This window comes from Acidovorax sp. SUPP2825 (genome assembly GCF_030158995.1).
Classification (GTDB): Bacteria; Pseudomonadota; Gammaproteobacteria; order Burkholderiales; family Burkholderiaceae_C; genus Paracidovorax.
The window spans coordinates 20,071-40,700 of the sequence record NZ_BQXK01000003.1 but is presented as its reverse complement, the minus strand read 5'-3'; the positions used below and the strand labels follow the sequence as shown (position 1 = coordinate 40,700).

The 20,630-nt window shown below is 69.7% G+C and carries 19 protein-coding genes; 10 read left to right on the top strand and 9 right to left on the bottom strand.

From position 1 onward, the window contains the following. The first annotated feature begins 6 nt into the window (after positions 1-6). Positions 7-2,259: an aminotransferase class V-fold PLP-dependent enzyme gene (locus AVAK2825_RS04985; RefSeq protein WP_284394791.1), complete on the top strand. Its 2,253-nt coding sequence runs from the start codon at positions 7-9 to the stop codon at positions 2,257-2,259. Positions 2,260-2,410: 151 nt separating this feature from the next. Here the strand turns inward: AVAK2825_RS04985 and AVAK2825_RS04980 are convergent, their stop codons facing one another. From AVAK2825_RS04980 to AVAK2825_RS04960, 5 genes are all read right to left on the bottom strand, one after another. After that, positions 2,411-2,878 carry an Lrp/AsnC family transcriptional regulator gene (locus AVAK2825_RS04980; RefSeq protein WP_272564333.1) on the bottom strand — a complete coding sequence of 156 codons (468 nt, stop codon included), beginning with the start codon at positions 2,876-2,878 and terminating at the stop codon, positions 2,411-2,413. 198 nt (positions 2,879-3,076) lie between these two features. After that, positions 3,077-3,565 (bottom strand): dihydrofolate reductase, encoded by a 489-nt coding sequence (locus AVAK2825_RS04975; protein WP_284394790.1) that lies wholly within the window; start codon positions 3,563-3,565, stop codon positions 3,077-3,079. Positions 3,566-3,606: 41 nt separating this feature from the next. Next, entirely contained in the window at positions 3,607-4,212 is a 606-nt protein-coding gene (locus AVAK2825_RS04970) for a DUF4337 domain-containing protein (protein WP_284394789.1), read from the bottom strand. 132 nt (positions 4,213-4,344) lie between these two features. Continuing rightward, positions 4,345-4,911 (bottom strand): phosphonate degradation HD-domain oxygenase, encoded by a 567-nt coding sequence (locus AVAK2825_RS04965; protein WP_284394788.1) that lies wholly within the window; start codon positions 4,909-4,911, stop codon positions 4,345-4,347. Positions 4,912-4,913: 2 nt separating this feature from the next. Continuing rightward, positions 4,914-5,660 (bottom strand): phosphonate utilization associated transcriptional regulator, encoded by a 747-nt coding sequence (locus AVAK2825_RS04960; RefSeq protein ID WP_284394787.1) that lies wholly within the window; start codon positions 5,658-5,660, stop codon positions 4,914-4,916. Between the two features lie 158 nt (positions 5,661-5,818). Between AVAK2825_RS04960 and AVAK2825_RS04955 the strand changes: the two genes are divergently transcribed. The 7 genes from AVAK2825_RS04955 (at position 5,819) to AVAK2825_RS04925 (ending at position 13,441) form a co-directional block, all read left to right on the top strand. Then, positions 5,819-6,865 carry a putative 2-aminoethylphosphonate ABC transporter substrate-binding protein gene (locus AVAK2825_RS04955; protein WP_284394786.1) on the top strand — a complete coding sequence of 349 codons (1,047 nt, stop codon included), beginning with the start codon at positions 5,819-5,821 and terminating at the stop codon, positions 6,863-6,865. Positions 6,866-6,869: 4 nt separating this feature from the next. Next, entirely contained in the window at positions 6,870-7,970 is a 1,101-nt protein-coding gene (locus tag AVAK2825_RS04950; protein ID WP_284394785.1) for a putative 2-aminoethylphosphonate ABC transporter ATP-binding protein, read from the top strand. Further along, a complete protein-coding gene (locus AVAK2825_RS04945) occupies positions 7,967-9,688 on the top strand; it encodes a putative 2-aminoethylphosphonate ABC transporter permease subunit (protein WP_284394784.1) in 1,722 nt (573 codons plus the stop codon). Before AVAK2825_RS04950 ends, AVAK2825_RS04945 begins: the two co-directional genes overlap by 4 nt. 67 nt (positions 9,689-9,755) lie before the next feature. Beyond that, complete coding sequence (locus AVAK2825_RS04940) at positions 9,756-10,880, top strand: TIGR03364 family FAD-dependent oxidoreductase (protein ID WP_284394783.1); 1,125 nt, start codon at positions 9,756-9,758, stop codon at positions 10,878-10,880. A gap of 65 nt (positions 10,881-10,945) precedes the next feature. Beyond that, complete coding sequence (gene phnX, locus AVAK2825_RS04935) at positions 10,946-11,833, top strand: phosphonoacetaldehyde hydrolase (protein WP_284394782.1); 888 nt, start codon at positions 10,946-10,948, stop codon at positions 11,831-11,833. Continuing rightward, positions 11,830-12,816: a thymidylate synthase gene (locus AVAK2825_RS04930; RefSeq protein WP_284394781.1), complete on the top strand. Its 987-nt coding sequence runs from the start codon at positions 11,830-11,832 to the stop codon at positions 12,814-12,816. Before phnX ends, AVAK2825_RS04930 begins: the two co-directional genes overlap by 4 nt. Positions 12,817-12,928: 112 nt before the next feature. Continuing rightward, complete coding sequence (locus AVAK2825_RS04925) at positions 12,929-13,441, top strand: Ivy family c-type lysozyme inhibitor (RefSeq protein WP_284394780.1); 513 nt, start codon at positions 12,929-12,931, stop codon at positions 13,439-13,441. A 30-nt stretch (positions 13,442-13,471) separates the two neighbouring features. Here the strand turns inward: AVAK2825_RS04925 and AVAK2825_RS04920 are convergent, their stop codons facing one another. Continuing rightward, the gene (locus tag AVAK2825_RS04920; RefSeq protein WP_284394779.1) at positions 13,472-14,899 is read right to left on the bottom strand and encodes an FAD-binding oxidoreductase; all 1,428 of its coding nucleotides are present in this window, start codon (positions 14,897-14,899) and stop codon (positions 13,472-13,474) included. 67 nt (positions 14,900-14,966) lie between these two features. Next, complete coding sequence (locus tag AVAK2825_RS04915) at positions 14,967-15,419, bottom strand: DUF2069 domain-containing protein (protein WP_284394778.1); 453 nt, start codon at positions 15,417-15,419, stop codon at positions 14,967-14,969. Between the two features lie 21 nt (positions 15,420-15,440). On the opposite strand from AVAK2825_RS04915, the gene AVAK2825_RS04910 reads away from it, so the two are divergent. After that, entirely contained in the window at positions 15,441-16,691 is a 1,251-nt protein-coding gene (locus tag AVAK2825_RS04910; RefSeq protein WP_284394777.1) for a YihY family inner membrane protein, read from the top strand. Between the two features lie 63 nt (positions 16,692-16,754). On the opposite strand, the gene hpnE is transcribed toward AVAK2825_RS04910, so the two are convergent. Together hpnE and hpnD are read right to left on the bottom strand one after the other, a co-directional pair. After that, on the bottom strand, positions 16,755-18,098 hold the full coding sequence (gene hpnE / locus AVAK2825_RS04905; RefSeq protein ID WP_284394776.1) for a hydroxysqualene dehydroxylase HpnE: 1,344 nt from the start codon (positions 18,096-18,098) through the stop codon (positions 16,755-16,757). Positions 18,099-18,112: 14 nt separating this feature from the next. Continuing rightward, positions 18,113-18,952, bottom strand: a complete 840-nt coding sequence (gene hpnD, locus AVAK2825_RS04900; RefSeq protein ID WP_284394775.1) for a presqualene diphosphate synthase HpnD — start codon at positions 18,950-18,952, stop codon at positions 18,113-18,115. 219 nt (positions 18,953-19,171) lie between these two features. Between hpnD and AVAK2825_RS04895 the strand changes: the two genes are divergently transcribed. After that, positions 19,172-20,620: a hypothetical protein gene (locus tag AVAK2825_RS04895; protein WP_284394774.1), complete on the top strand. Its 1,449-nt coding sequence runs from the start codon at positions 19,172-19,174 to the stop codon at positions 20,618-20,620. Positions 20,621-20,630 lie beyond the last annotated feature (10 nt).

Genomic DNA, 20,630 nt, shown 5'->3' with positions numbered 1-20,630 from the left:
AACGCCATGGAAATCTACCTCGACGCCAACGCCACCACGCCCGTCCTGCCCGTCGCCCGCGATGCCGCCCTGGCCGCGATGGCGGACGACTACGGCAACCCCAGCAGCACGCACAGTACCGGCCTCAAGGCCCGCGCGCTGATGGATGCGGTGCGGGCCCGGGCCCGCCGGGTGGTCGGTGCGCCTTCGGGCCAGCTGATGTTCGTGAGCGGCGCGACCGAGGGCATCCAGACCGCCGTGCTGTCGGCCCTGGACCATGTGCGCAGGCAGCGCACCGCGGGCGGCGACGGCGCCACGGGGCCGCAACAACTGTTGCTGTACGGCGCGACCGAGCACAAGGCGGTGCCCGAGGCGCTCCGGCACTGGAACACGCTGCTGCAGCTCGGCCTGCAGGTGCTGCCCATTCCCGTGGCGCACGATGGCCGGCACGACCTCGACTGGCTGCGCGCCCATGCGCCGCGCGCCGCGCTGGTGTGCACCATGGCCGCCAACAACGAGACCGGCGTGGTCAGCGATCTGGCGGGCATCGCGCAGGCGATGGCGGGCAGCGGCGCGCTGTGGCTGGTGGACAGTGTGCAGGCCCTGGGCAAGATGGCGCTGCAGTTGGCCGACCACCCCATCGACTACGCCACGTTCTCCGGCCACAAGCTCTATGCGCCCAAGGGCATCGGCCTGCTGTACGTGCGCGAGGGCGCGCCGTTCACGCCCATGATGGCCGGCGGCGGGCAGGAGGGCGCCCTGCGCTCGGGCACCGAGAACATGGCGGGCATCGCCGCCCTGGGCGCGGTGCTGGCGGCGCTGGAGGGCGGCACCACGTTCCAGCCGCCATCGGTGCTGGCGGGCTACCGCTCGCAGTTGGGCGCGGCGCTGGAGGCGGCCTTCCCCGGCCTCGTCTTCAACGCGCCGCCCGGGCTCTGCCTGCCCACCACGCTCAATTTCTCGGTGCCGGGCGTGGGCTCCCGGTTGCTGCTGGACCTGTTCGACGCCGCGGGCGTGCGCGTCAGCGGCGGCTCGGCCTGCAGCGCGGCCAAGGCCCAGCCCAGCCACGTGCTGCAGGCCATGCAGTTGCCGGCCTGGCAGGCGGACTCGGCCGTGCGGCTGTCGTTCGGCCCGGCCGCGGATGCCGCCTTCATCGGCGAGGCCTGCGCCCGCATCCGCGCGTGCGGCGAATCGCTGCGTGCCAGCTGCCTGGGCCCGGCGCAACCGGCCGCGCTGCCCGTCGAAGGTGTGACCCGTTTCGTGGTCGATGGCGCGTGCTGCTACCTGGTGGCCGATGCCGCCAGCCGCCGCTGCGCCGTGATCGATCCGCTGCCCGAGCTGACCGAGCGGCTGGCCCAGCTGGTGCGCTGCCAGGGCTACACGCTGGCGGCAGTGCTGGACACCCACAGCCACGGCGACCACGCCTCATCCGCCGCTGCGCTGCGTGTCGCCCTGGCCGGCCACCCGGCCGCGGACGAGGCCGTGGACGCCCTGGGCTGGCCACAGCCCGCCGAGCGGATCGACCTGGGCGCGCTGCACCTCACCCGCCTGGCCACGCCGGGCCACACCGAAGATGCCACGGCCTACCTGCTGCACGGCGCGCAGGGCGTGCGCCTGGCGTTCGTGGGCGACACCGTCATGCCGGGCGCGCTGGGTCGCAGCGATTTCGCGCAGAGCGCGCCGCTCGCCTTCGGGCCGTCGCTGCATCGCATGGCGCAACAACTGGGCACCGGGACGCTGCTGCTGCCCGCGCACGATGAAGACCACCGCTTCGCCACCACGCTCGCCACGGAATGCGCCGCCCAGCCGCTGCTGGCACAGGTGCTCGACGGGCGCCTGGACGCCCCGGGTTTTGCGCAGGCCAAGGCGCGGCTGGAGCAGGGCCTGGCCCCGCAGGAGGCCAGCGGCCAGCCCATGCTGTGCGGCGTGCGCGTGGACTCGCCGTGCGCATCCGCCGCGGGCAGCGACATGGCGCCCGCCACGCTGCAGGCGATGCTGCAGGCCCCGCAGCCCGCCCTGCTGCTGGTGGACGTGCGCGAGCCCTACGAGCAGCGCCTGGGCCGGGCGCCCGACCTGGGGGCGCCCGTGCAGCGCCAGGCCGTGCCGCTGTCGGCCCTGGTGAACGCGCTGCCCGAATGGCTGGCCCTGTCGCCCGACACGCCCGTGCTGTTCTTTTGCCGCAGCGGCAACCGCAGCGCGCAGGCCGCCAAGGCGCTGCGCCGGCTGGGCCACGCCCGGGCCTGGAGCCTGGCGGGCGGCATGGCGCTGTGGCGCAGTTGACGGGCGGTGCGCTTGGCCGGTGCGCAGGCATGGGGGGAAAAAGGCCTCCAGCACAATCAGTACTAGGGCATGTTGCTATAAAAAATATAGCAAATATCGGGTGCGGCCAGATGGCGGGCGGGTGTGCCTGCCGCCCCAGGGCCGCAGATGCCTACCGCGCGTAATTGAGCGGCAGCGCCGTGGTGAACTTGATCTCTTCCATCGCGAAGCTGGAGCTGATGTCGCACAGGTGGTTGCTGGCGATCAGCTTCTTGTAGACCCGGTCGTAGGCCGCGATGTCGGGCACCACCACGCGCAGCAGGTAGTCGATCTCGCCGCTCATGCGGTAGAACTCGACGACCTCCGGCATGACCTGGATGGTGGCCTTGAACTTGTCGAACCACTCCTGCGTGTGGGTGCTGGTGCGCACCGACACGAACACCGTCACGCCGACGTTGACCTTCTGCGCGTCGACCAGCGCCACGCTCTTCTTGATGACGCCGCTCTCCTTGAGCCGCTGCACCCGGCGCCAGCACGGCGTGGTCGACAGCCCCACCTTGGCGGCGATCTCGGCCCCTTGCTGGTCGGCGTCTTCCTGCAACAGATCCAGGATCTTTTGGTCAATGGCGTCTAATTTCACAGTGGGCTCGGCTGGAGGTTCGTAGGAAGGAGGGGGGCTCGCCTGGGGCGGCGAGCGGTGGCATCGGGGCCGGACAAGGCGCCTTCGATTCCGCCACGCGGATTCTGCATCGGCTGAACGGTCACCGCGTGCCTTAAGGGCCCGGACGCACCCCTCGAACCCCGGCCTTACTCGGCCCTTTCAGAGGGGCGGGGTTTTTCAGCGCCGCTCAAGCGTCAGGAAAGTGTAAGGCAGGCCGTCGGCACTCCGATGGCTTTCGCGGGCGGTTTCCACCCATTCGGGGCCCGGCTCGGGCGCATAGGCATCGCCCTCGAATGCCTGCCCGATCTCGGTGGCCTCGATGCGCGTGGCCAGCGGCAGGGCCTGCGCGTACAGCTGCGCGCCGCCGATCACCCAGGTGGTGGGGCCCTCGGCCTCGGCCATCCGCAGGGCCTCGGGCAGGCCCGAGGCGCGGCGGGCGCCTTCGGCCTGCCAATCCGGCTGGCGCGTCACCACGATGTTGGCGCGCCCCGGCAGCGGCCGAAAGCGCGGTGGCAGCGAATCCCAGGTCTTGCGGCCCATCACCACGGGGCAGCCGTTGGTCAGCCGGCGAAAGTGCGCCAGGTCTTCGGGCAGGTGCCAGGGCATGGTGCCGTCCTTGCCGATCACGCCGTTGGCGGCGCGCGCATAAATCAGGTGCAGGGCCATGGAAGGGGCTTTCGCAAAGACGGGAAGAGGGGGAACTGCGCTCAGAAATGCAGGAACGCCATGGTGCCGACGCCCAGGCCGATGGCGGCCACGCCGTACATGCCGTATTCCAGCCACTTCTTGCGCGTGAGCAGCGCGATGGCCGCCAGGGCGATGGCCACCTGCAGCGCGGTGGTGGCCTGGGCCCAGCGGTGGTGCTGGTGCATCTGGGCCTCGCTCTGGTGGTCGAAGTCGAGCGACTCGCGCTCCAGCTTCTCGGCCTGCGTCTTGATCTCGTTCTTCTCGGTCTCGTAGCGGTCCAGCTTGGTCTGGTAGCTGCCCTTGCGGTCCTCGGGCGCCAGGTCGCGGGCCATTTCGGTCAGCGACTGCTTGGTGCTCTTGGACTGGAAGTAATTCCACTGGTTGGAGGCCTCCGTCTTGCGGATGGCCGCGTCGTTCTTCAGCAGCCCGGCATTGGCCTGCGTGGCCCCGCCCATGTAGGAAAAGATGGCGCCCACCGTCGCCACGATCGCGGTGAACATGGCGATCTTGCTGGTGGACGATCCGCCGCCCTCGTGCGCGTGGGCCTCGTGGGGGCCGTGGCCCTGGCTGGCATGTTCGACCGCATGGTCGTGGGGGCCGTGTACGTGAAATCCGCCGGAAGACATAGGGAGTGGATGGTGGAAGGCGTCGGGTGGGACGGGACAGACGGGGCGGAGCCCGAAGGCGCCGTCCCGTCCAAGGGTTCGCAACGGGGCGGTATCTTAGAGCGTGTCGGTGACCTCCCGGGGCCGCAGCACTCAGGCCGGTCCCGCAGGCTGCGGCAGGCGGCACCGCGCCGCGATGCCCAGGAAGTGCGCCAGCCCCGGCGTGGCCAGGCCCTCGACCTTGGCCTGGTCGTCCCACAGCCGCAGGCGCACGGCCTCTTCGGCGTGCGGGCGGCCGATGAAGGCCCGGGCCTCCTGCGCAGCGAACACGCCGCCCTGCAGCACCAGGCTGCGCTGCGAGTCGGCCGACAGCGCCGACCGGTAATGCGGCCGGGTGGCGCACAGATAGCGCTTGGCGTCCACGTGCCAGCGGATGGCGTCGAGCACACGGTCCCCGAACAGACCGCGCAGAAAGGGCAGGGCGCTGAACTGGTGCAGGTCGTCGATGCCGTGCGCGGTGGGGGTGTCGCCATGGTCCTGCAGCAGGTGGCCCAGGTCGTGCAGCAGCGCCGCGGTGATGAGTTCGTCGTCCGCGCCCGCCTGTTGCGCCAGCCAGGCGGTCTGCAGCGCGTGCGCGGTCTGCGTGACCGGCTCGCCGCTGTACTGTGTGCCGCCATGGCGCTCGAACAGCAGGGCGATGTCGTCGAAGGCCAGCGGCATGGTCAGGCCTCGGCGGTGGTGCGCGTGGTGCGCCGGCGCGCCGGGGCCGGCGCCGCGAGGGGGGCTTCTGGCGCGGGGCGGTAGTTCTGCAGGGTGCGTTCGCGGCTGTTCATCACATGGTCGAACATCGCCTGGCCCGCGGCCTCGGCATTGCGCGCCGCGATCGCCTTGACGATCTGCCGGTGCTCGCGGGTGTATACCGCCATGGATTCGACGGTGAGGTTGCGGCGCCGGATCAGCGACAGCTCCTTGATGAGGCGCCGGTAGTGGGCGGTGAACTTGGCGTTGCCGGCCAGCTGCAGCAGTGCGTCGTGGAACTCCAGGTTGAAGCGGTGGAAGTCCTGCGCGTTGCCGGCCTTGGTGGCCGCGTCCATGGCATCGACCCATTGGCGCAGCGCCTTCGTCTGGGCGGCGGTGCAGGTTTCGGCGAGCTTGCGGCCGATGTACATCTCCATCACCGCGCGCAGCTCGAAAATCTCCAGGGCCTCGTCCAGCGCGATGTCGCGCACGAAGACGCCGCGGTTTTTCTCGGTGCGCACCAGGCCGGCCTCGTCGAGCATGCGGAACGCCTCGCGCACCGGGCCACGCGACACGCCCAGGCGGGTGGCCAGGGTGGATTCGGTCAGCTTCTCCCCGGGCTGGAGCTCGGAGGCCAGGATCATGCGCTCGATCTCGTTTTGCACGAGGCCGGCGAGCGAGTTGCCCTGAAGCTGTGCGATGGCGGCGTTCGCGGGGCTCTGGACGGCCATGGATCAGGTTCTCCCAAAAAAAGACGATTTTGCAGATTGTCTACGATCTACAAAAAACAATCGGCCCAACATGGCCCTCATTTTGCTTGGCAAGAATGTCATGAGGATGACACGGGCGGGCACCAAAGTTCCACCCGTTCAACCCCTGGAGCATTTCCATGCAACGCACCCCACGGCCGCTTTCCGCGGCAATTCTCGGACTGGTCCTGGCCGCTGCGGCCGGCTCGGCCTTCGCGCAAAAGCAGCAGCTGATCGTCTATACCGCCCTGGAGACCGACCAGCTCAAGGCCTACCAGGAAGCGTTCAATGCCGTGAACCCGGACATCGAGATCAAGTGGGTGCGCGACTCCACGGGCGTCATCACCGCCAAGCTGCTGGCCGAGAAAGCCAACCCGCAGGCGGACGTCGTCATGGGCGTGGCGGCCACCAGCCTGGCGCTGTTCGACCGCAACGGCATGCTGGAGCCCTACGCGCCGCTGAACATCGACGCGATCATGCCGGCCTACCGCGACAAGAAGAACCCGCCCGCATGGTTCGGCATGGACGTGTTCGGCGCCACCGTGTGCTTCAACACCGTGGAGGCCAAGAAGCGCAACATTCCCCTGCCCACGACCTGGAAGGACCTGACCCGGCCCGAGTTCAAGGGCCAGGTGGTGATGCCCAATCCGGCGTCCTCCGGCACCGGCTACCTGGACGTGGTGTCCTGGCTGCAGATGTGGGGCGACGAGGGTGGCAAGGGCGGCGGCTGGAAGTACATGGACGCGCTGCACGAGAACATCGGCCAGTACACGCACTCCGGCTCCAAGCCCTGCAACATGGCCGCCTCCGGCGAGTACGTCGCGGGCATCTCCTTCGAGTACCGCGGCCACACCAACAAGGCCAAGGGCGCGCCGATCGAGCTGGTGTTCCCCAAGGAAGGCCTGGGCTGGGACCTGGAAGGCTTCGCCATCTACAAGGGCACCAAGAAGCTGGACGCGGCCAAGAAGCTGGCCGACTGGGCGTCGTCGAAAGATGCCATGAAGCTCTACGGCAAGAACTTCGCCATCACCGCCCAGCCGGGCATCGCGCCCAAGCTGGCCGGCATTCCGGACGACTATGAAGCGCGCCTGATCCGGCTCGACTTCGACCAGGCCGCCGCCAGCCGCGAGGCCACGCTGGCCGAATGGTCCCGGCGCTACGACAGCAAGAGCGAAGCGAAGAAGTAAACCGATGGACAACGACGACGGCAGCTTCCTTGCGCTTCGCGGGATTCACAAGCGATTCGGCGCTTTCACCGCGCTCGGCAGCATCGACCTGTCGATCCGCCAGGGGGAGTTCGTCTGTTTTCTCGGGCCGTCGGGCTGCGGCAAGACCACCTTGCTGCGCATCGTGGCGGGGCTGGAAACCCAGACCGCCGGCCGCATCGTGCAGGCGGGGCGGGACATTTCGGTGGCGCCACCGGCCGAGCGCGACTACGGAATCATGTTCCAGTCGTATGCGCTGTTTCCCAACCTGACGGTGGCGCAGAACGTGGCCTACGGGCTGGTCAACCGGCGCGAGGGGCGCGCGCGGATCGCGGCGCGCGTGGAGGAGTTGCTGCACCTCGTCGGGCTGCCGGGCAGCGGGCCGAAGTTTCCCGCGCAGATGTCGGGCGGCCAGCAGCAGCGCATCGCGCTGGCGCGCGCCCTGGCCACGTCGCCGGGCCTGCTGCTGCTGGACGAGCCGCTGTCGGCGCTGGACGCCACGGTGCGCGTGCACCTGCGCAACGAGATCCGGTCGCTGCAGCGCAGCCTGGGCGTGACCACCATCATGGTCACGCACGACCAGGAGGAGGCCCTGTCGGTGGCCGACCGCATCGTGGTCATGAACCACGGCGTGATCGAGCAGGTCGGCACGCCCATGCAGGTCTACCGCGAACCCGCATCGCCCTTCGTGGCGGATTTCGTCGGCAAGGTCAACCGCCTGGACGCGGTGGCCGAGGGCGGCCACTGGTTCCGCTGCGGCGACAAGCGCCTGCAGTGCGTGCCCGGCGCGGGCACGGAGTTCCGGCCGGGCAGCGCGGTATCGCTGTACCTGCGGCCCGAGGACCGCGTGGTCGGTGCCGCCGTGCAGGACGACCTGCTGCAGTGCGCCGGCACCGTGCGCCACATCGAGTTCCTGGGCGGCAACTGCCTGGCCGAGATCGACGTCGATGGCCTGGGCGGACAGCCGCTGCAGCTGCAGTATTCGCTCAACCAGATGGACGAGTTCGGCGTGCGCGAAGGCACGCGCGTGCGCTTCGCCCTGCGCGCCGACCGGCTGCGCGTGTTCGCCGCCGGCGCCGCCGCATGAGCGCGGTGGCGGCGGCCGTTCGCGCAGCGCCCCTGCGCCAGCGGGTGCATTGGAGCGACCGGCTGGCCCACCTCGGCCTGCTGGGCGTGGTGGCGCTGCTGGGCGTCGGACTGGTGGCGCCGCTGCTGCTCATCCTGTCGAAGGCGCTGGATGCGCCGCAGGGCGGTGCGGTGTCGGGGCTGGGGGCCTTCGCTGCCTACCTGACCTCGCCCGCCTTGCTCACCAGCCTGTGGAACAGCGTGTGGGTGTCGCTGCTGGTGACGGCCATCGTGCTGCCGCTGGCCTTCGCCTTCGCCTATGCGCTGACCCGCAGCTGCATGCCGGCCAAGGCGCTGCTGCGCACGGTGATGCTGCTGCCGCTGCTGGCGCCTTCGCTGCTGTCGGCCATCTCGCTGATCTACTGGTTCGGCAACCAGGGCGTGGCCCGGGACTTCTGGACGGCGCTGGGGTTCACCGGCATCTACGGCGCATCGGGCATCGTGCTGGCCGAGTGCTTCGCGGTGTTTCCGCACGTGCTGATGATCCTGGTCACGGCGCTTTCGCTGGCCGATGCGCGCCTGTACGAGGCGGCCGATGCGCTCGGCACCGGCACACTGCGCAAATTCTTCACCATCACCCTGCCGGGCGCCAAGTACGGGCTGATCTCGGCCGCGCTGGTGTGCTTCACCCTGGTCATCACCGACTTCGGCATTCCCAAGGTCGTGGGCGGCAACTTCAACGTGCTGGCCACCGACGTCTTCAAGCTGGTCATCGGCCAGCACGACTTCCAGCGCGGCGCGGTGGTGGCACTGCTGCTTTTGCTGCCCGCGGTGCTCACCTTCGCCATCGACGGGCTGGTGCAGCGCCGGCAGACCGCCACCCTCACGGCGCGCGCCGTGGCGCTGGTGCCCCAGCGCGCGCGCGGATTCGATGCGGCCATGGCGCTCTATTGCCTGTGCATCGCCGCCCTGGTGCTGGCCATGTTCGGCATGGCGGTGTTCGCCTCTTTCGCCAAGCTGTGGCCGTACAACCTGTCGCCCAGCCTGGACCATTACGTCGCGGGCCTGATCGATGCCGACCTGGCCGATGCCCTGGCCAACAGCCTGAAGCTCGCCTGCGGCACGGCGGTGGTGGGGACGGCCGTGGTGTTCGTCGGCGCCTACCTGCTGGAAAAGACCCGGGGCCTGGAAGCCCTGCGGCCCGTGGTGCGGCTGGCGGCCATGCTGCCCATGGCCGTTCCCGGCCTGGTGCTGGGCCTGGGCTACATCTTCTTTTTCAACGCACCGGCCAACCCGCTGCACGGCCTGTACCAGACGCTGCCGCTGATGGTGCTGTGCACGGTGGTGCACTTCTACACGACCGGCCACCTCACCGTGGTGACGGCGCTCAAGGCGCTGGATGCCGAGTTCGAAGCGGTGTCCGCCTCGCTCAAGGTGCCGCTCTACAAGACCTTCTGGCGCGTGACGCTGCCCATCTGCCTGCCGGTGCTGCTGGACGTGTCGCGCTATTTCTTCATCAGCGCCATGACGACGATCTCGGCCGTGGTGTTCCTCTACTCGCCCGACACCCGGCTGGCCTCGGTCGCCATCCTGAACCTGGACGAGGCCGGCGACACCGGCCCGGCCGCGGCCATGGCGGTGCTGATCGCCGCCACCTCGGCGGTGGTGACGCTGCTGTACCTGGCCGCCGGCCATTGGGTCGAGCGGCGCACCCAGGCCTGGCGTGCACCGGCCCGATGAAGGCGATGAACCCCTGAAAACACAGCGCGCAGCGACGAAGACCGCCCTGCCGCCTGGAAAAAGCACCATGGAAACCCACCCTACTTTCGACGTGATCGTCGTCGGGGCCGGCATCGTCGGCCTGGCCCATGCCTACACCGCCGCCCGGCGCGGCCTGAAGGTCTGCGTGGTCGAGCGCGATGCGGCCTGCGTCGGCGCCTCGATCCGCAACTTCGGCTTCATCACCGTCACCGGCCAGGGCGCGGGCGACACCTGGCGCCGCGCCCGCCGGGCCCGCGAGGTGTGGGGCGAGGTCGCGCCCCGCGCCGGCATCGAGGCCGTGCACCATGGCCTGTACCTGACGGCATTCAGGCCCCAGGCCCTGGCCGTGCTCGAAGAGTTCATGGGCACCGAGATGGGCGAGGCCTGCGAACTGCTCGGCGTGGCCGAGGCCGCCCGCCGCGCGCCCGCGCTGCAGCTGGAGGGCGCCCAGGGCGTGCTCTACAGCCCGCACGAGATGCGGGTGGAATCGCGCACCGCCATCGGTTTGCTGACCCAATGGCTGGCCGAGGCGCATGGCGTGGTGTTCCGCTTCGGCGAGGCGGTGCTGGAGGTCGCCACGCCGCGGGTGCGCACTGCACGCGCCGTGCTGCACGCCGAGCGCGTGGTGGTCTGCACCCATTCGGACATCCACGGCCTGTTCGCCGAGCGCCTGGCGCCGCACGGCCTGCGCCTGTGCCTGCTGCACATGCTGCGCGTCATGCCCGAGCCCGGCCTGCGGTTGCCCGGCTCGGTCATGGCCGACCTGAGCCTGGTGCGCTACCGGGGCTACAGCGACCTGCCCGCCGCCGCCGCGCTGCGCGAGCAACTCCAGCGCGAAGAGGCCGAATCGCTGGCCAACGGCATCCACCTCATCGTGGTGCAAAGCGCCGACGGCTCCCTGGTGGTGGGCGACTCGCACCACTACAGCGCCGCGCCCCAGCCCTTCGCCGACGAGCGGGTGGACGACCTCATCCTGCGCCACCTGCGCGACACGGTGAAGCTGCAGGCCTGCCGCGTGACCGAGCGCTGGGTGGGCATCTACCCCTCGTCGGCCACGACCGACTGCCTGATCGACCGGCCCGACGACGCCACCCGGCTGGTGATCGTCACCAGCGGTACCGGCGCCAGCACCGCCTTCGGCATTGCCGAGGACACCTTCGGCGCCTGGTGAGCCGCCTGGCACCGCGCCACTTCCCGACCGACTCCTTTCCGACTGCGCCACTATCAGGACACGACATGGGCATGCCTCCTTCCACCACCACGCTGAGCGCCGTCGTCTTCGACTGGGCCGGCACCATCCTCGACTTCGGCTCCTGCGCGCCGATGGGCGCCTTCGTGCGGCTGTTCGCGCAATTCGGCATCCGGATCAACATCGAGCAGGCCCGCGGCCCGATGGGCGTCGCCAAGTGGGACCACATCCAGGCCCTGAGCCTGCTGCCCGAGGTCGCTCGGCAATGGGAGCACCTGCACGGCCGCCCCTTCGCCGATGCCGACATCGACCACCTCTACGAAGTCTTCACCCCCATGAATGCGGCGGTGGTGGCCGATTTCGCCGACTTCATTCCCGGCGCGCTGGACACCGTGGCCGCGCTGCGGGCCCGGGGGCTGAAGATCGGCTCCACCACCGGCTACAACCGGCCGATCATGGACATCCTGTCGCCCATCGCCGCGGCCGGCGGCTATGCGCCGGACAACCTCGTCTGCGCGGGCGACCTCGTCGCCGGCCGCCCCTCGCCGCTGATGATGTTCCGCTGCTTTGCCGACCTGGGGGTGTGGTGGCCCGCCACGGTGGTCAAGGTGGACGACACCGAAGTCGGCATCCAGGAGGGCCTGCACGCGGGCACCTGGACGGTGGGCGTCGCCGTCAGCGGCAACGCGATGGGGCTGCCGCTGGCCGAGTGGAACGCCCTGCCGCCGGCCGCGCAGCAGGCCCGCCGCGAAGCGGCCGCTGGCAAGCTGCAGGGCGCGGGCGCGCATTACGTGATCGATTCGGTGGCCGACCTTCTGCCGGTGATCGACGATATCGCCGGCCGGCCGGCTGGCCAAGGGCATGCGGCCCTGAGGCGCGCTGCCGGACCCCCTTGCGCTACGATTCCGCCCTTGGCTCGTTCCTTCGGCACATGAAACAGTACCTCGACCTCGTTCAGAACATCTTCGACAACGGCAGTTGGCAAGACAACCGCACGGGCGTCCGCACCCTGAGCCTGCCGGGCGCGATGCTCCGGTTCGACCTGCAGGAGGGCTTTCCTGCCGTCACGACCAAGAAGCTCGCCTTCAAGTCGGTGGTGGGCGAACTGGTGGGCTTTTTGCGCGCACGCCGCAGCGCGGCCGATTTCCGGGCGCTGGGCTGCAAGGTCTGGGACCAGAACGCGAACGAGAACGCGCAGTGGCTGGCCAACCCCTACCGCCTTGCCGAGGACGACCTGGGTTCGGTGTACGGAGTCCAGTGGCGCCAGTGGCCGGCCTACAAGCTCATCGACCCGGCGCTGCCGCAGGGCCCGGCGCAGATCGCGGACGCGCTGGGCCGGGGATACGAGGCCATCGGCACGCTCGGCGGCGAGGACGGCAAGCCGTCCGGCGTACTGCTCTACAAGGCCGTCGACCAGCTCCGGCAGTGCCTGGACACGCTCATCAAGGACCCGGGCAGCCGCCGCATCCTGTTCCACGGATGGAACTGGGCGCAGCTGGACGAAATGGCCCTGCCGCCGTGCCACCTGCTGTATCAGTTCCTGGCCAATCCGGGCAGGAAGGAAATCTCGCTGTGCCTGTACATCCGGAGCAACGATGTCGGGCTCGGCACGCCGTTCAATCTGGCGGAAGGGGCGGCGCTGCTGCACCTGGTGGGCCGGCTCACGGGCTACACGCCGCGCTGGTTCACGTACTTCATCGGGGATGCGCACATCTACGAGAACCACGTGGACATGCTTCGCGAGCAACTCACGCGCGAACCCCACCCGCTGCCCAAGCTGCTGCTGTCCGATCGCATCCCGGACTACGCCGCCACCGGCACATACGCACCCGAATGGCTGGAGGCGGTCGAGCCGTCGGACTTCTCGCTCGAAGGCTACCAGCACCACGCCCACATTACGGCCCCCATGGCCGTGTGAATATTGCGGGGTGGCGTGCCGAAACGCCCATGGGCGGCAGGGGCGCGCCAGATTGGGGGACATCAGCGGATAAGCTCGCCGGTTGCTCCCCGATTCCAAGGAAATCCGCCCCATGCGCCTTTCACCCTCTTTGCCATTGTTCGCCGCAGCGCTGCTGGCTGCCGGCTGCGGCACCCACGTGCCGCTCACGCCCACGGCCTCCACGTCCTCTCCCGCCAAGCCGGCCGCGCCCGCTGCGAATGCTGCGGCACCGGCCGCCGCTAACCGCTGGGCCAGCGTGCAGGCGCAGGTGGGCCGCAAGCCTTCGGAGGGCACGGACTTTCTGCGCACCGGCCCCATGGGGGTGCGGGTCAAGGAACTGCTAGGCCCCGTCAACCACCCGGAGTTCCTGCAGAACATGGCCGTCAGCACGCCGCTGCGGCAGGAAGGCGGCCTGCTCTACATCACCGGCCGCCGGTCGACCCAGCCGGACGCCCAGGCGGCGGCTGTGGTGGTGGACCCGTCGCGCGACGCGATGCGCGTGTGGCTGCAGACGGGCGACGAGGAATGGGACGTGCAGGATGCCGGCGCGCCGGTGCCCCTGCCCGCCGACGTGCGCAAGGTGCTGGAAGACGCGCGGCGCTGATCCCGTCGGGCCGCCCCGGTGGCCCGGCCGTCAGGCGCCGTGCACCGGCAGCATGCAGTGCGGGTTCATCAGCCCCTGTGGGTCCAGCGCGCCCTTGATGGCGCGCATCATGGACAGCGCCACGGGCGACTGGTACTTCTCGAGCTTGTCCACCTTGAGCGCGCCCACGCCGTGTTCGGCCGAGAACGAGCCGCCGAACTGCGCCACGGCTTCGTAGACCAGGTGGTTCACGCGGGCTTCCTCGTCGCGCAGGAAGGCCTTGGCATCGCCCTCGGCCGGTGCCTGCACGTTGTAGTGCAGGTTGCCGTCGCCCAGGTGCCCGAAGTTGACCAGCCGCACGCCGGGAATCTCGCGCTGCAGCAGCGCGTCGGCGTATTCGACGAAGGCGGGGATGCGCGGGATCTGCACCGAGATGTCGTGCTTGATGTTCAGCCCTTCCTCGGCCTGGGCCAGCGGAATGTTTTCGCGGATGTGCCAGAGCTGGTGCGCCTGCGCCAGGTTCTCGGCCACGACCGCATCGGTCACGCAGCCGGCCTCGAAGGCGGTTTCCAGCAGCGATTCGAAGCGCGTGCGGGCGTGCGCCTCCGATTCGCTGTCGCTGTTTTCCAGCAGCACGCCGTAGGGCACGTCTTCCTGGTCGATGAAGGGCACGCGCAGTTGCGGCATGTGCCTGGCCACCAGGCTCAGGGCGAAGCGGCCCATCACCTCGAAGCCGGTCAGCCCCGCGCCCAGGTGCTTGTGTGCCAGGGCCAGCAATTGCACGGCGTGTTCCATCGACGGCACCGCGGCCCAGGCCGTGAGGCTGGCGGCGGGCTGCGGGTACAGCTTCATCGTCGCGGCGGTGATGATGCCCAGCGTGCCTTCGCTGCCAATGAACAGGTCGCGCAGGTCGTAGCCGGTGTTGTCCTTGCGCAGGCCTTTGAGGCCGTCCCACACCTCGCCCTGCGGCGTGACGACTTCCAGCCCCAGGCACAGGTCGCGCGTATTGCCATAGCGCACGACCTGCGTGCCGCCGGCGTTGGTGGCCAGGTTGCCGCCGATGGTGCAGCTGCCCTCGGCCGCCAGGCTCAAGGGGAACAGCAGCCCCGCCTTCTCGGCCGCGTCCTGCACGTTCTGCAGGATGGCGCCGGCCTCCACGGTGAGCGTCAGGTTGTCGGCGTCCACCGCGCGGATGGCGTTCAGCCGCGTGAGGCTGAGCAGCACCTGCGTGCCGGTCTCGTCGGGAATGGAGCCCACCGCCAGCCCCGTGTTGCCGCCCTGCGGCACGATCGCGGTGCCGGCGGCGGCGCAGGCGCGCACCACGGCGGCCACCTCCTGCGTGCTGCCGGGCCGCACCACGGCCAGCGCCTTGCCGCGCGCGCGGCGGCGCCAGTCCTGCTCCCAGGCGGTGAGGTCGCCTTCGGTGAGTACATGGGCGGCGCCGACGGTCTGGCGCAGGGTGTCGATCAGGGTGGACATGGTGTTCTCGAATGCTCGCGAAAAACGGGGAATGGAAGGGGCGTGGGGCGGGGCCGTTTTTGGGTGTTCAGGGCGTGGATGGGGCCGGTGCCGCCGCGGCTGCGGCCGCACGCGCGTGCTTCTGGCGCAGGCGCACATGCAGCGCGCAGGCAGTGAACAGCGCCAGGCACAGCGCCACTTCGACCAGCGCGAGCCACCGGCCCGGGGCAGGATCGCTCCAGGCGCGCACCACGCCTTCGGTGAAATACAGCCACACCACCAGGCTCACCCAACGGTAGGTGTACATGCGGTGCTTGAGCAGCCCGGCCAGCGGAAACGCCAGCGGCAGCGCCTTGAGCGCCAGCCACGAGCCGCCGGGCCGCAGCGGGCTGAGCCACAGCTCCCAGGCCAGGCTGAGCAGGATCAGGCCGAGCAGGCTGCCCACGGCCAGCCACCGGGTGGCCGCCACGTCGGGGGCGGCCGGGGCGCCGGTGCCGGATGCGGCGCGGGGCGCGCCGGGAGAGAGGGGGGAAGAGGCCATCGGGGTGGCATCATATCGGCCATGCCTTTAGCCCCACTCGCGCAGCGCTTCGAAGCCGTCCTGGCCGATCTGTCGCACTTTCCCTGGCGCACCACGGCGCACACCCTGCGCGAGCGCTTTCGCGAGGACCGCCTGGGCCTCACGGCCAGCAGCCTGACCTTCACCACGCTGCTGGCGCTGGTGCCTTTCTTCACCGTGGCGCTGGCCGTGTTCACCGCCTTTCCCATCTTCGGCACCCTGCAGACGGGGCTGCAGCGCTGGCTGGTGGACAGCCTGGTGCCGGACAGCATCTCGCGCCAGGTGCTGGGCTACCTCACACAGTTCGCGGCCAAGGCCAGTGGCCTGGGCGTGGCGGGGTTTTCGATTTTGCTGGGCACGGCGCTGGCGCTGGTCCTGACCATCGACCGCACCCTCAACAACATCTGGCGCGTGCGCCGGCTGCGGCCGCTGGGCCAGCGCGTGCTGATCTACTGGGCCGTCATCACGCTGGGCCCCCTGGTGCTGGCGGCCAGCCTGGCGCTCACCACGTCGGTGGCGTCGTCGGCCTCGCGCGGCCTGCACGACGCGCTGCCCGACAGCGCGCGGCTGCTGTTCGACTCCATCGAATTTCTGCTGCTGGCCGGCGGCACCGCGGCGCTGTACCGCTACGTGCCCAACACGCAGGTCAAATGGCGCCATGCGTGGTCGGGCGGCGTGTTCGTCTCGGTAGGGATCGAGGTGGCCAAGAAGGTGCTCGGCCTGTACCTGGCCTCGGTGCCCACGTATTCGGTGCTGTACGGCGCCTTCGCGACGCTGCCGATCCTGCTGGTCTGGATCTACGTGGCCTGGGTGATCGTGCTGCTGGGCGCGGTGGTGGCGGCGTACCTGCCCAGCCTGCTCAACGGGGTGGCGCGCCGGGCGAGCGGCCAGGGCTGGACCTTCCAGCTGGCGGTGGAGGCGCTGCAGGCCCTGCACCGGGCACACGAGACACCGGCCCGCGGCCTGCGAATGAGCGCGCTGTGCCAGGCGCTGCGCGTGGATGCGCTGCAGCTGGAGCCCGTGCTGGAGGCGCTCACCGCCCTGGACTGGGTGGTGCAGGTCAACGAAACCGCCGCCGGCGTGCCCGAGACCGTGGAGCCGCGCTACCTGCTGGTCGCCGATCCCGCCGCCACGTCGCTGGAGCCGCTGGTGCAGCGGCTGCTGATCGAGCGGGCCGACAGCCTGGAGCGTTTCTGGGGCAACACGGGCGTGTCCGTGCTCAAGATGGCGGACGTGCTGCCCCGCCCGGTGTGAGTCACGGCGGGCATTTGCTATTATTTTTGTAGCGATATGCCCTAGTGGAATATGCGCCAGGGCCTATTTTTTGCCCAATTGCTGCCCGACCGCCGTGCCCGCCAGCACCGCGCCTTCCAGCGTGGCGGGGTAGGGCCCGCGCACATAGTCGCCGCACGCCCACAGCCCCGGCGCGATCGCGTTGGACGGGCGCTGCAGGGCTGGCGTACACGCGAAGGTGGCGCGCTTTTCCACCACCGTCTGCACCAGGTCCAGCGCCGGCAGGCCCAGTTGGCGCATGGCCTGGCGCAGCACCTGCTGCTCGCGTTCGGCACGGTCGCCCTCGAAGGCGCTCACCACCAGGGCCAGCAGGCCCGGCGGGCCGCCGAGCACACCGCGGTCGAAGGCGAACTGGGCCGGTTCCTGCATGGAAGAGCGCAGCGCCAGCATGGGGCTCTCCAGCACGGGCCCCTGGGCGCCCGGCACCCGCGCATAGACGGTGGCGATGGCGGTGAAGCGCATCGCCTGCGCCACGGCCGCCCAGTCGTACAGCGCGGAGCACAGCTCCTTGCGCGGCGCGGCCTGCTCGGAGCCCGCGCACGCGGCCACCAGCCTGGCCGCATCGCTGCTGGGCAGGGCCAGCACGGCGGTGTCGAAGGCCTCGCCATCGACCGTCCAGCCGCTCGACGGCGGTGACTGGGGGGCGATGGCCTGCACCCGGCGCGCCCGGTGCACGGTGTGGCCCTGGGCCTGCAGCCATTGCGCGGCGGGTTCGGGAAACAGCGCGCCCAGGTCGGTGCGCGGCAGCAGCAGGTTGGAGCCGCCGCGCCCGCTGAAGAGCGCATCGCGCAGCACGCGCAGGAACACCGTGGCGCTGGCTTCGGCGGCGGGGGTGTTGAGCGCCGAGACGCACAGCGGCTCGACGAATTCCGCCATCAGCTGCGGCGGCAGGCCCTGGCTGATGGTCAGCACCGTATCGCCGGGCTCGCAGCGGAATCCGCCCAGGCCCCACATCCAGCGGGCGGTGGTGGTCATCAGCGCCAGCCGCTGGCGCAGGCCCCAGCCCCGGGCGGTGGCGATGCCCCACACGGCGTCCCAGGGGGGCGCGATGTCGGGCAGGCGGATGCCCTTGCCGTCGGCGAAGCGCAGCGACAGCGGCAGGCGCAACAGGGCCGCTTCCGGGTCCACGCCCACCTGCGCCATGAGGTGCAGGCACTCGGTGTAGGCGCCGATCAGGATGTGCTGGCCGTTGTCCAGGGGGGGTGGGGCGCCTGGCGCACCGGGCGCGTCGGTGGCGGGCAGGGCGCGGGCGCGGCCGCCCAGCACGCGGGTGGCCTCGAAGACGGTCACGCGGTGCCCCGCCTGCGCGGCGGCCACCGCCGCCGCCATGCCGGCCCAGCCGCCCCCGATGATGGCAACACGTTGCATGGAAAAAAACCCGGTCAGAGGCGGTCGAGGGCCTGCACCTTCCAGGCCAGCCACAGCTTGCGCAGCGGCGTCAGGCTCACCCGCTGGTGCAACACCTGGAAGCCGTCGTGCTCGATCTCGCGCAGCAGGGTGCGGTAGATGCTGGCCATCATCAGCCCGGGCTTCTGGGCGCGCCGGTCGCCCGTGGGCAGCAGGGCGAGCGCCTCGTCGTAGAGCCGGTGCGCGCGCTCGGCCTGAAAGCGCATCAGCGCGGTGAATCGCTCGGAATACTGGCGCTTGAGGATCTCGTGCGCCTTCACGTCGAACTGCTGCAGCTCGGCCACGGGCAGGTAGATGCGGCCCATCATGGCGTCCTCGCCCACGTCGCGGATGATGTTGGTGAGCTGAAACGCCAGGCCCAGGGTGTGCGCGTATTCGGTGGTGCGGTCATCGGTCTGCCCGAAGATGCGCGCGGCCACCTCGCCCACCACGCCCGCCACCAGCTGGCAGTAGCGCGACAGGCCGGGAAAGTCGAGGTAGCGCGTCTGCTCCAGGTCCATCTGGCAGCCGTCGATCACGGCCTGCAGGTGTCGCTCCTCGATGCCGTAGGCCGCCACGTGCGGCATGAGCGCCTGCATCACGGGGTGCGTGGCGCGCCCCGCGAAGGACTGCGCCACCTCGGCCTGCCACCAGGCCAGCTTGGTGCGGGCGACGCCGGCATCCGAGACTTCGTCCACCACATCGTCGACCTCGCGGCAAAAACCATAGAAGGCCGTGATGGCGGCGCGCCGCGGCGCGGGCAGGAACAGAAAGGCGTAATAGAAGCTGCTGCCCGAGGCGGCGGCTTTTTGCTGGACGTACTGTTCCGGTGTCATGGGGCGCGATTCTCCCATGGGCGCCCGGGCTTGGCGGCGAACCGGGCTGGCTCGGGGCAGGGGCCGCCCTGCGGCCAGGCCAGGGGAGGGTGCTTTCGCATTCCTGCTCGCGCTTTCGGGTGGCAGTGCCGTGCTCGAACAGGGCCTGCCTACAGTGCATTTCAAGCGGCGATTTCCCGATGCGAGGCACGGCGAGCGACCGCCTCGAAAGGTTTTTCCATGTCCCTCACTTCCAAGTTCGCTTCCAAGGTCTTATCGGCGGGTAACCGCTTCGTCAAGGAGGTGGCGTCGAAAACGACGGGTCAGGCCAAGACCCAATCGGGTGCCGCGCAGTCCCGGCCGCAGCAGGACACCGTGTTCTCCAAATTGAGTTCGCGTACCAATGGAGCCGCAGCCCGTCCACAAGGCCCGCAGTCGCAACAGCCCCGGGCCAACCTGCAGTCGTTCCGACCGGCCAACCAGCAGGCCGGCCTCGCTGGCCAACAGCAGCAGCGCGTGCAGACCCCGAATTACCAGCACGCCACGGCGGCCGCACCTTCTCCGCGGAAACAGCAGCCCGAGCCCGCGGGCTGGAAGATGTTCGGCGATGGGCGCAGCAATGCACCTGCATCCCAGCCGGGAGTGCACCGCACGTCGATGCGCCCCACCGGTTCATCGAGTTCGCTCAGCTCCATGAGCTCCTGGGGTTCCACGAATTCTTCGAGCTCCCTCAGTTCCTGGAGCTCCACCAGTTCCTCGGGCTCTTCGAGCCCGTCACGCCCCTCGACCCCGGCGAGCCCGTCGCGTCCCACGACTCCTGCAAGCCCCACGGGTCCGATGAGCACGGCCCAGGCTGCAAGGCCTCAGCAGGCCGCGTCGTCCGCGAGTTTCGGGCGGACCAGGCCCCAGTCCTCGGAAGCCGATACGGCCCAGCCCAAATTGAAGTTCATCCGCGGAACCCGGCAGGTCAAGGCGCAATACCTGGAGGCCAAGGCCCGCATGGACGCCGTGATCAAAGAGCATCACCAGGTGGACACGGCGTTGGACAACGCGACCGACGCCATGTCCGACAAAGAGTACGACGCGCTGAGCGCAAGGTATGAGACCCTGTCCGCTCAGAAAAAAACAGCGGTCCGTGAGCACAACGCCCTTCGCAATGAAATGGCGCGCATGAACATTCCGGTGGCGCACCAGGCGAGCAAGGTGCTGTCCGAGAACCTTGCGCAACTGCAGAAGCTGGCCGGCATGTCGGGCAACTTCCCCGCGGTCGATCAGACGGGCATGGACTACGACCTCAAGCGCACCATGGCCCGCAGCGGCAAGCAGATGGTGAGCACCTTCCGGACCGCTCGGGAGTTCCAGGGAATGTCCGACCAGCGCCATGCCATCATGAACAGCCAGGAGGACCTCAAGCAACTGCTCGAGACCGATGAAATGAAGGGCCTGCGCTATGCCGACCCGAAGCTGCACGCTTCATTGACCCAGATGGCCAGCATGGACCTTGATGCAATGTTCGGCAAGCTGGACCGGCTGCAGGGCGCAGCCGAAGACATCGAGCAGGCGTTCGCGCGCCAGGGGCTGGATGGCCTGCTGTATTCCATCCCGACCACCCCGGAAGAAAGGGCGGCCCAGAGAGAGCAGGAGTTGCGCGATCACGCGGAATCCATCGCCCAGGGATACCGCAACTGAACGGAGCCGG

Excerpts from the sequence above, each read along its gene's own strand:
- hpnD (WP_284394775.1), bottom strand. The coding sequence starts at position 18,952 with ATGACACCGGAACAGTACGTCCAGCAAAAAGCCGCCGCCTCGGGCAGC.
- AVAK2825_RS04895 (WP_284394774.1), top strand. The coding sequence starts at position 19,172 with ATGTCCCTCACTTCCAAGTTCGCTTCCAAGGTCTTATCGGCGGGTAAC.
- AVAK2825_RS04975 (WP_284394790.1), bottom strand. The coding sequence starts at position 3,565 with ATGGCCCTGCACCTGATTTATGCGCGCGCCGCCAACGGCGTGATCGGC.
- AVAK2825_RS04955 (WP_284394786.1), top strand. The coding sequence starts at position 5,819 with ATGCAACGCACCCCACGGCCGCTTTCCGCGGCAATTCTCGGACTGGTC.
- AVAK2825_RS04915 (WP_284394778.1), bottom strand. The coding sequence starts at position 15,419 with ATGGCCTCTTCCCCCCTCTCTCCCGGCGCGCCCCGCGCCGCATCCGGC.
- AVAK2825_RS04965 (WP_284394788.1), bottom strand. The coding sequence starts at position 4,911 with ATGCCGCTGGCCTTCGACGACATCGCCCTGCTGTTCGAGCGCCATGGC.
- AVAK2825_RS04925 (WP_284394780.1), top strand. The coding sequence starts at position 12,929 with ATGCGCCTTTCACCCTCTTTGCCATTGTTCGCCGCAGCGCTGCTGGCT.
- AVAK2825_RS04950 (WP_284394785.1), top strand. The coding sequence starts at position 6,870 with ATGGACAACGACGACGGCAGCTTCCTTGCGCTTCGCGGGATTCACAAG.
- AVAK2825_RS04940 (WP_284394783.1), top strand. The coding sequence starts at position 9,756 with ATGGAAACCCACCCTACTTTCGACGTGATCGTCGTCGGGGCCGGCATC.
- AVAK2825_RS04970 (WP_284394789.1), bottom strand. The coding sequence starts at position 4,212 with ATGTCTTCCGGCGGATTTCACGTACACGGCCCCCACGACCATGCGGTC.
- AVAK2825_RS04910 (WP_284394777.1), top strand. The coding sequence starts at position 15,441 with ATGCCTTTAGCCCCACTCGCGCAGCGCTTCGAAGCCGTCCTGGCCGAT.
- hpnE (WP_284394776.1), bottom strand. The coding sequence starts at position 18,098 with ATGCAACGTGTTGCCATCATCGGGGGCGGCTGGGCCGGCATGGCGGCG.
- phnX (WP_284394782.1), top strand. The coding sequence starts at position 10,946 with ATGGGCATGCCTCCTTCCACCACCACGCTGAGCGCCGTCGTCTTCGAC.
- AVAK2825_RS04920 (WP_284394779.1), bottom strand. The coding sequence starts at position 14,899 with ATGTCCACCCTGATCGACACCCTGCGCCAGACCGTCGGCGCCGCCCAT.
- AVAK2825_RS04945 (WP_284394784.1), top strand. The coding sequence starts at position 7,967 with ATGAGCGCGGTGGCGGCGGCCGTTCGCGCAGCGCCCCTGCGCCAGCGG.
- AVAK2825_RS04930 (WP_284394781.1), top strand. The coding sequence starts at position 11,830 with ATGAAACAGTACCTCGACCTCGTTCAGAACATCTTCGACAACGGCAGT.
- AVAK2825_RS04985 (WP_284394791.1), top strand. The coding sequence starts at position 7 with ATGGAAATCTACCTCGACGCCAACGCCACCACGCCCGTCCTGCCCGTC.
- AVAK2825_RS04960 (WP_284394787.1), bottom strand. The coding sequence starts at position 5,660 with ATGGCCGTCCAGAGCCCCGCGAACGCCGCCATCGCACAGCTTCAGGGC.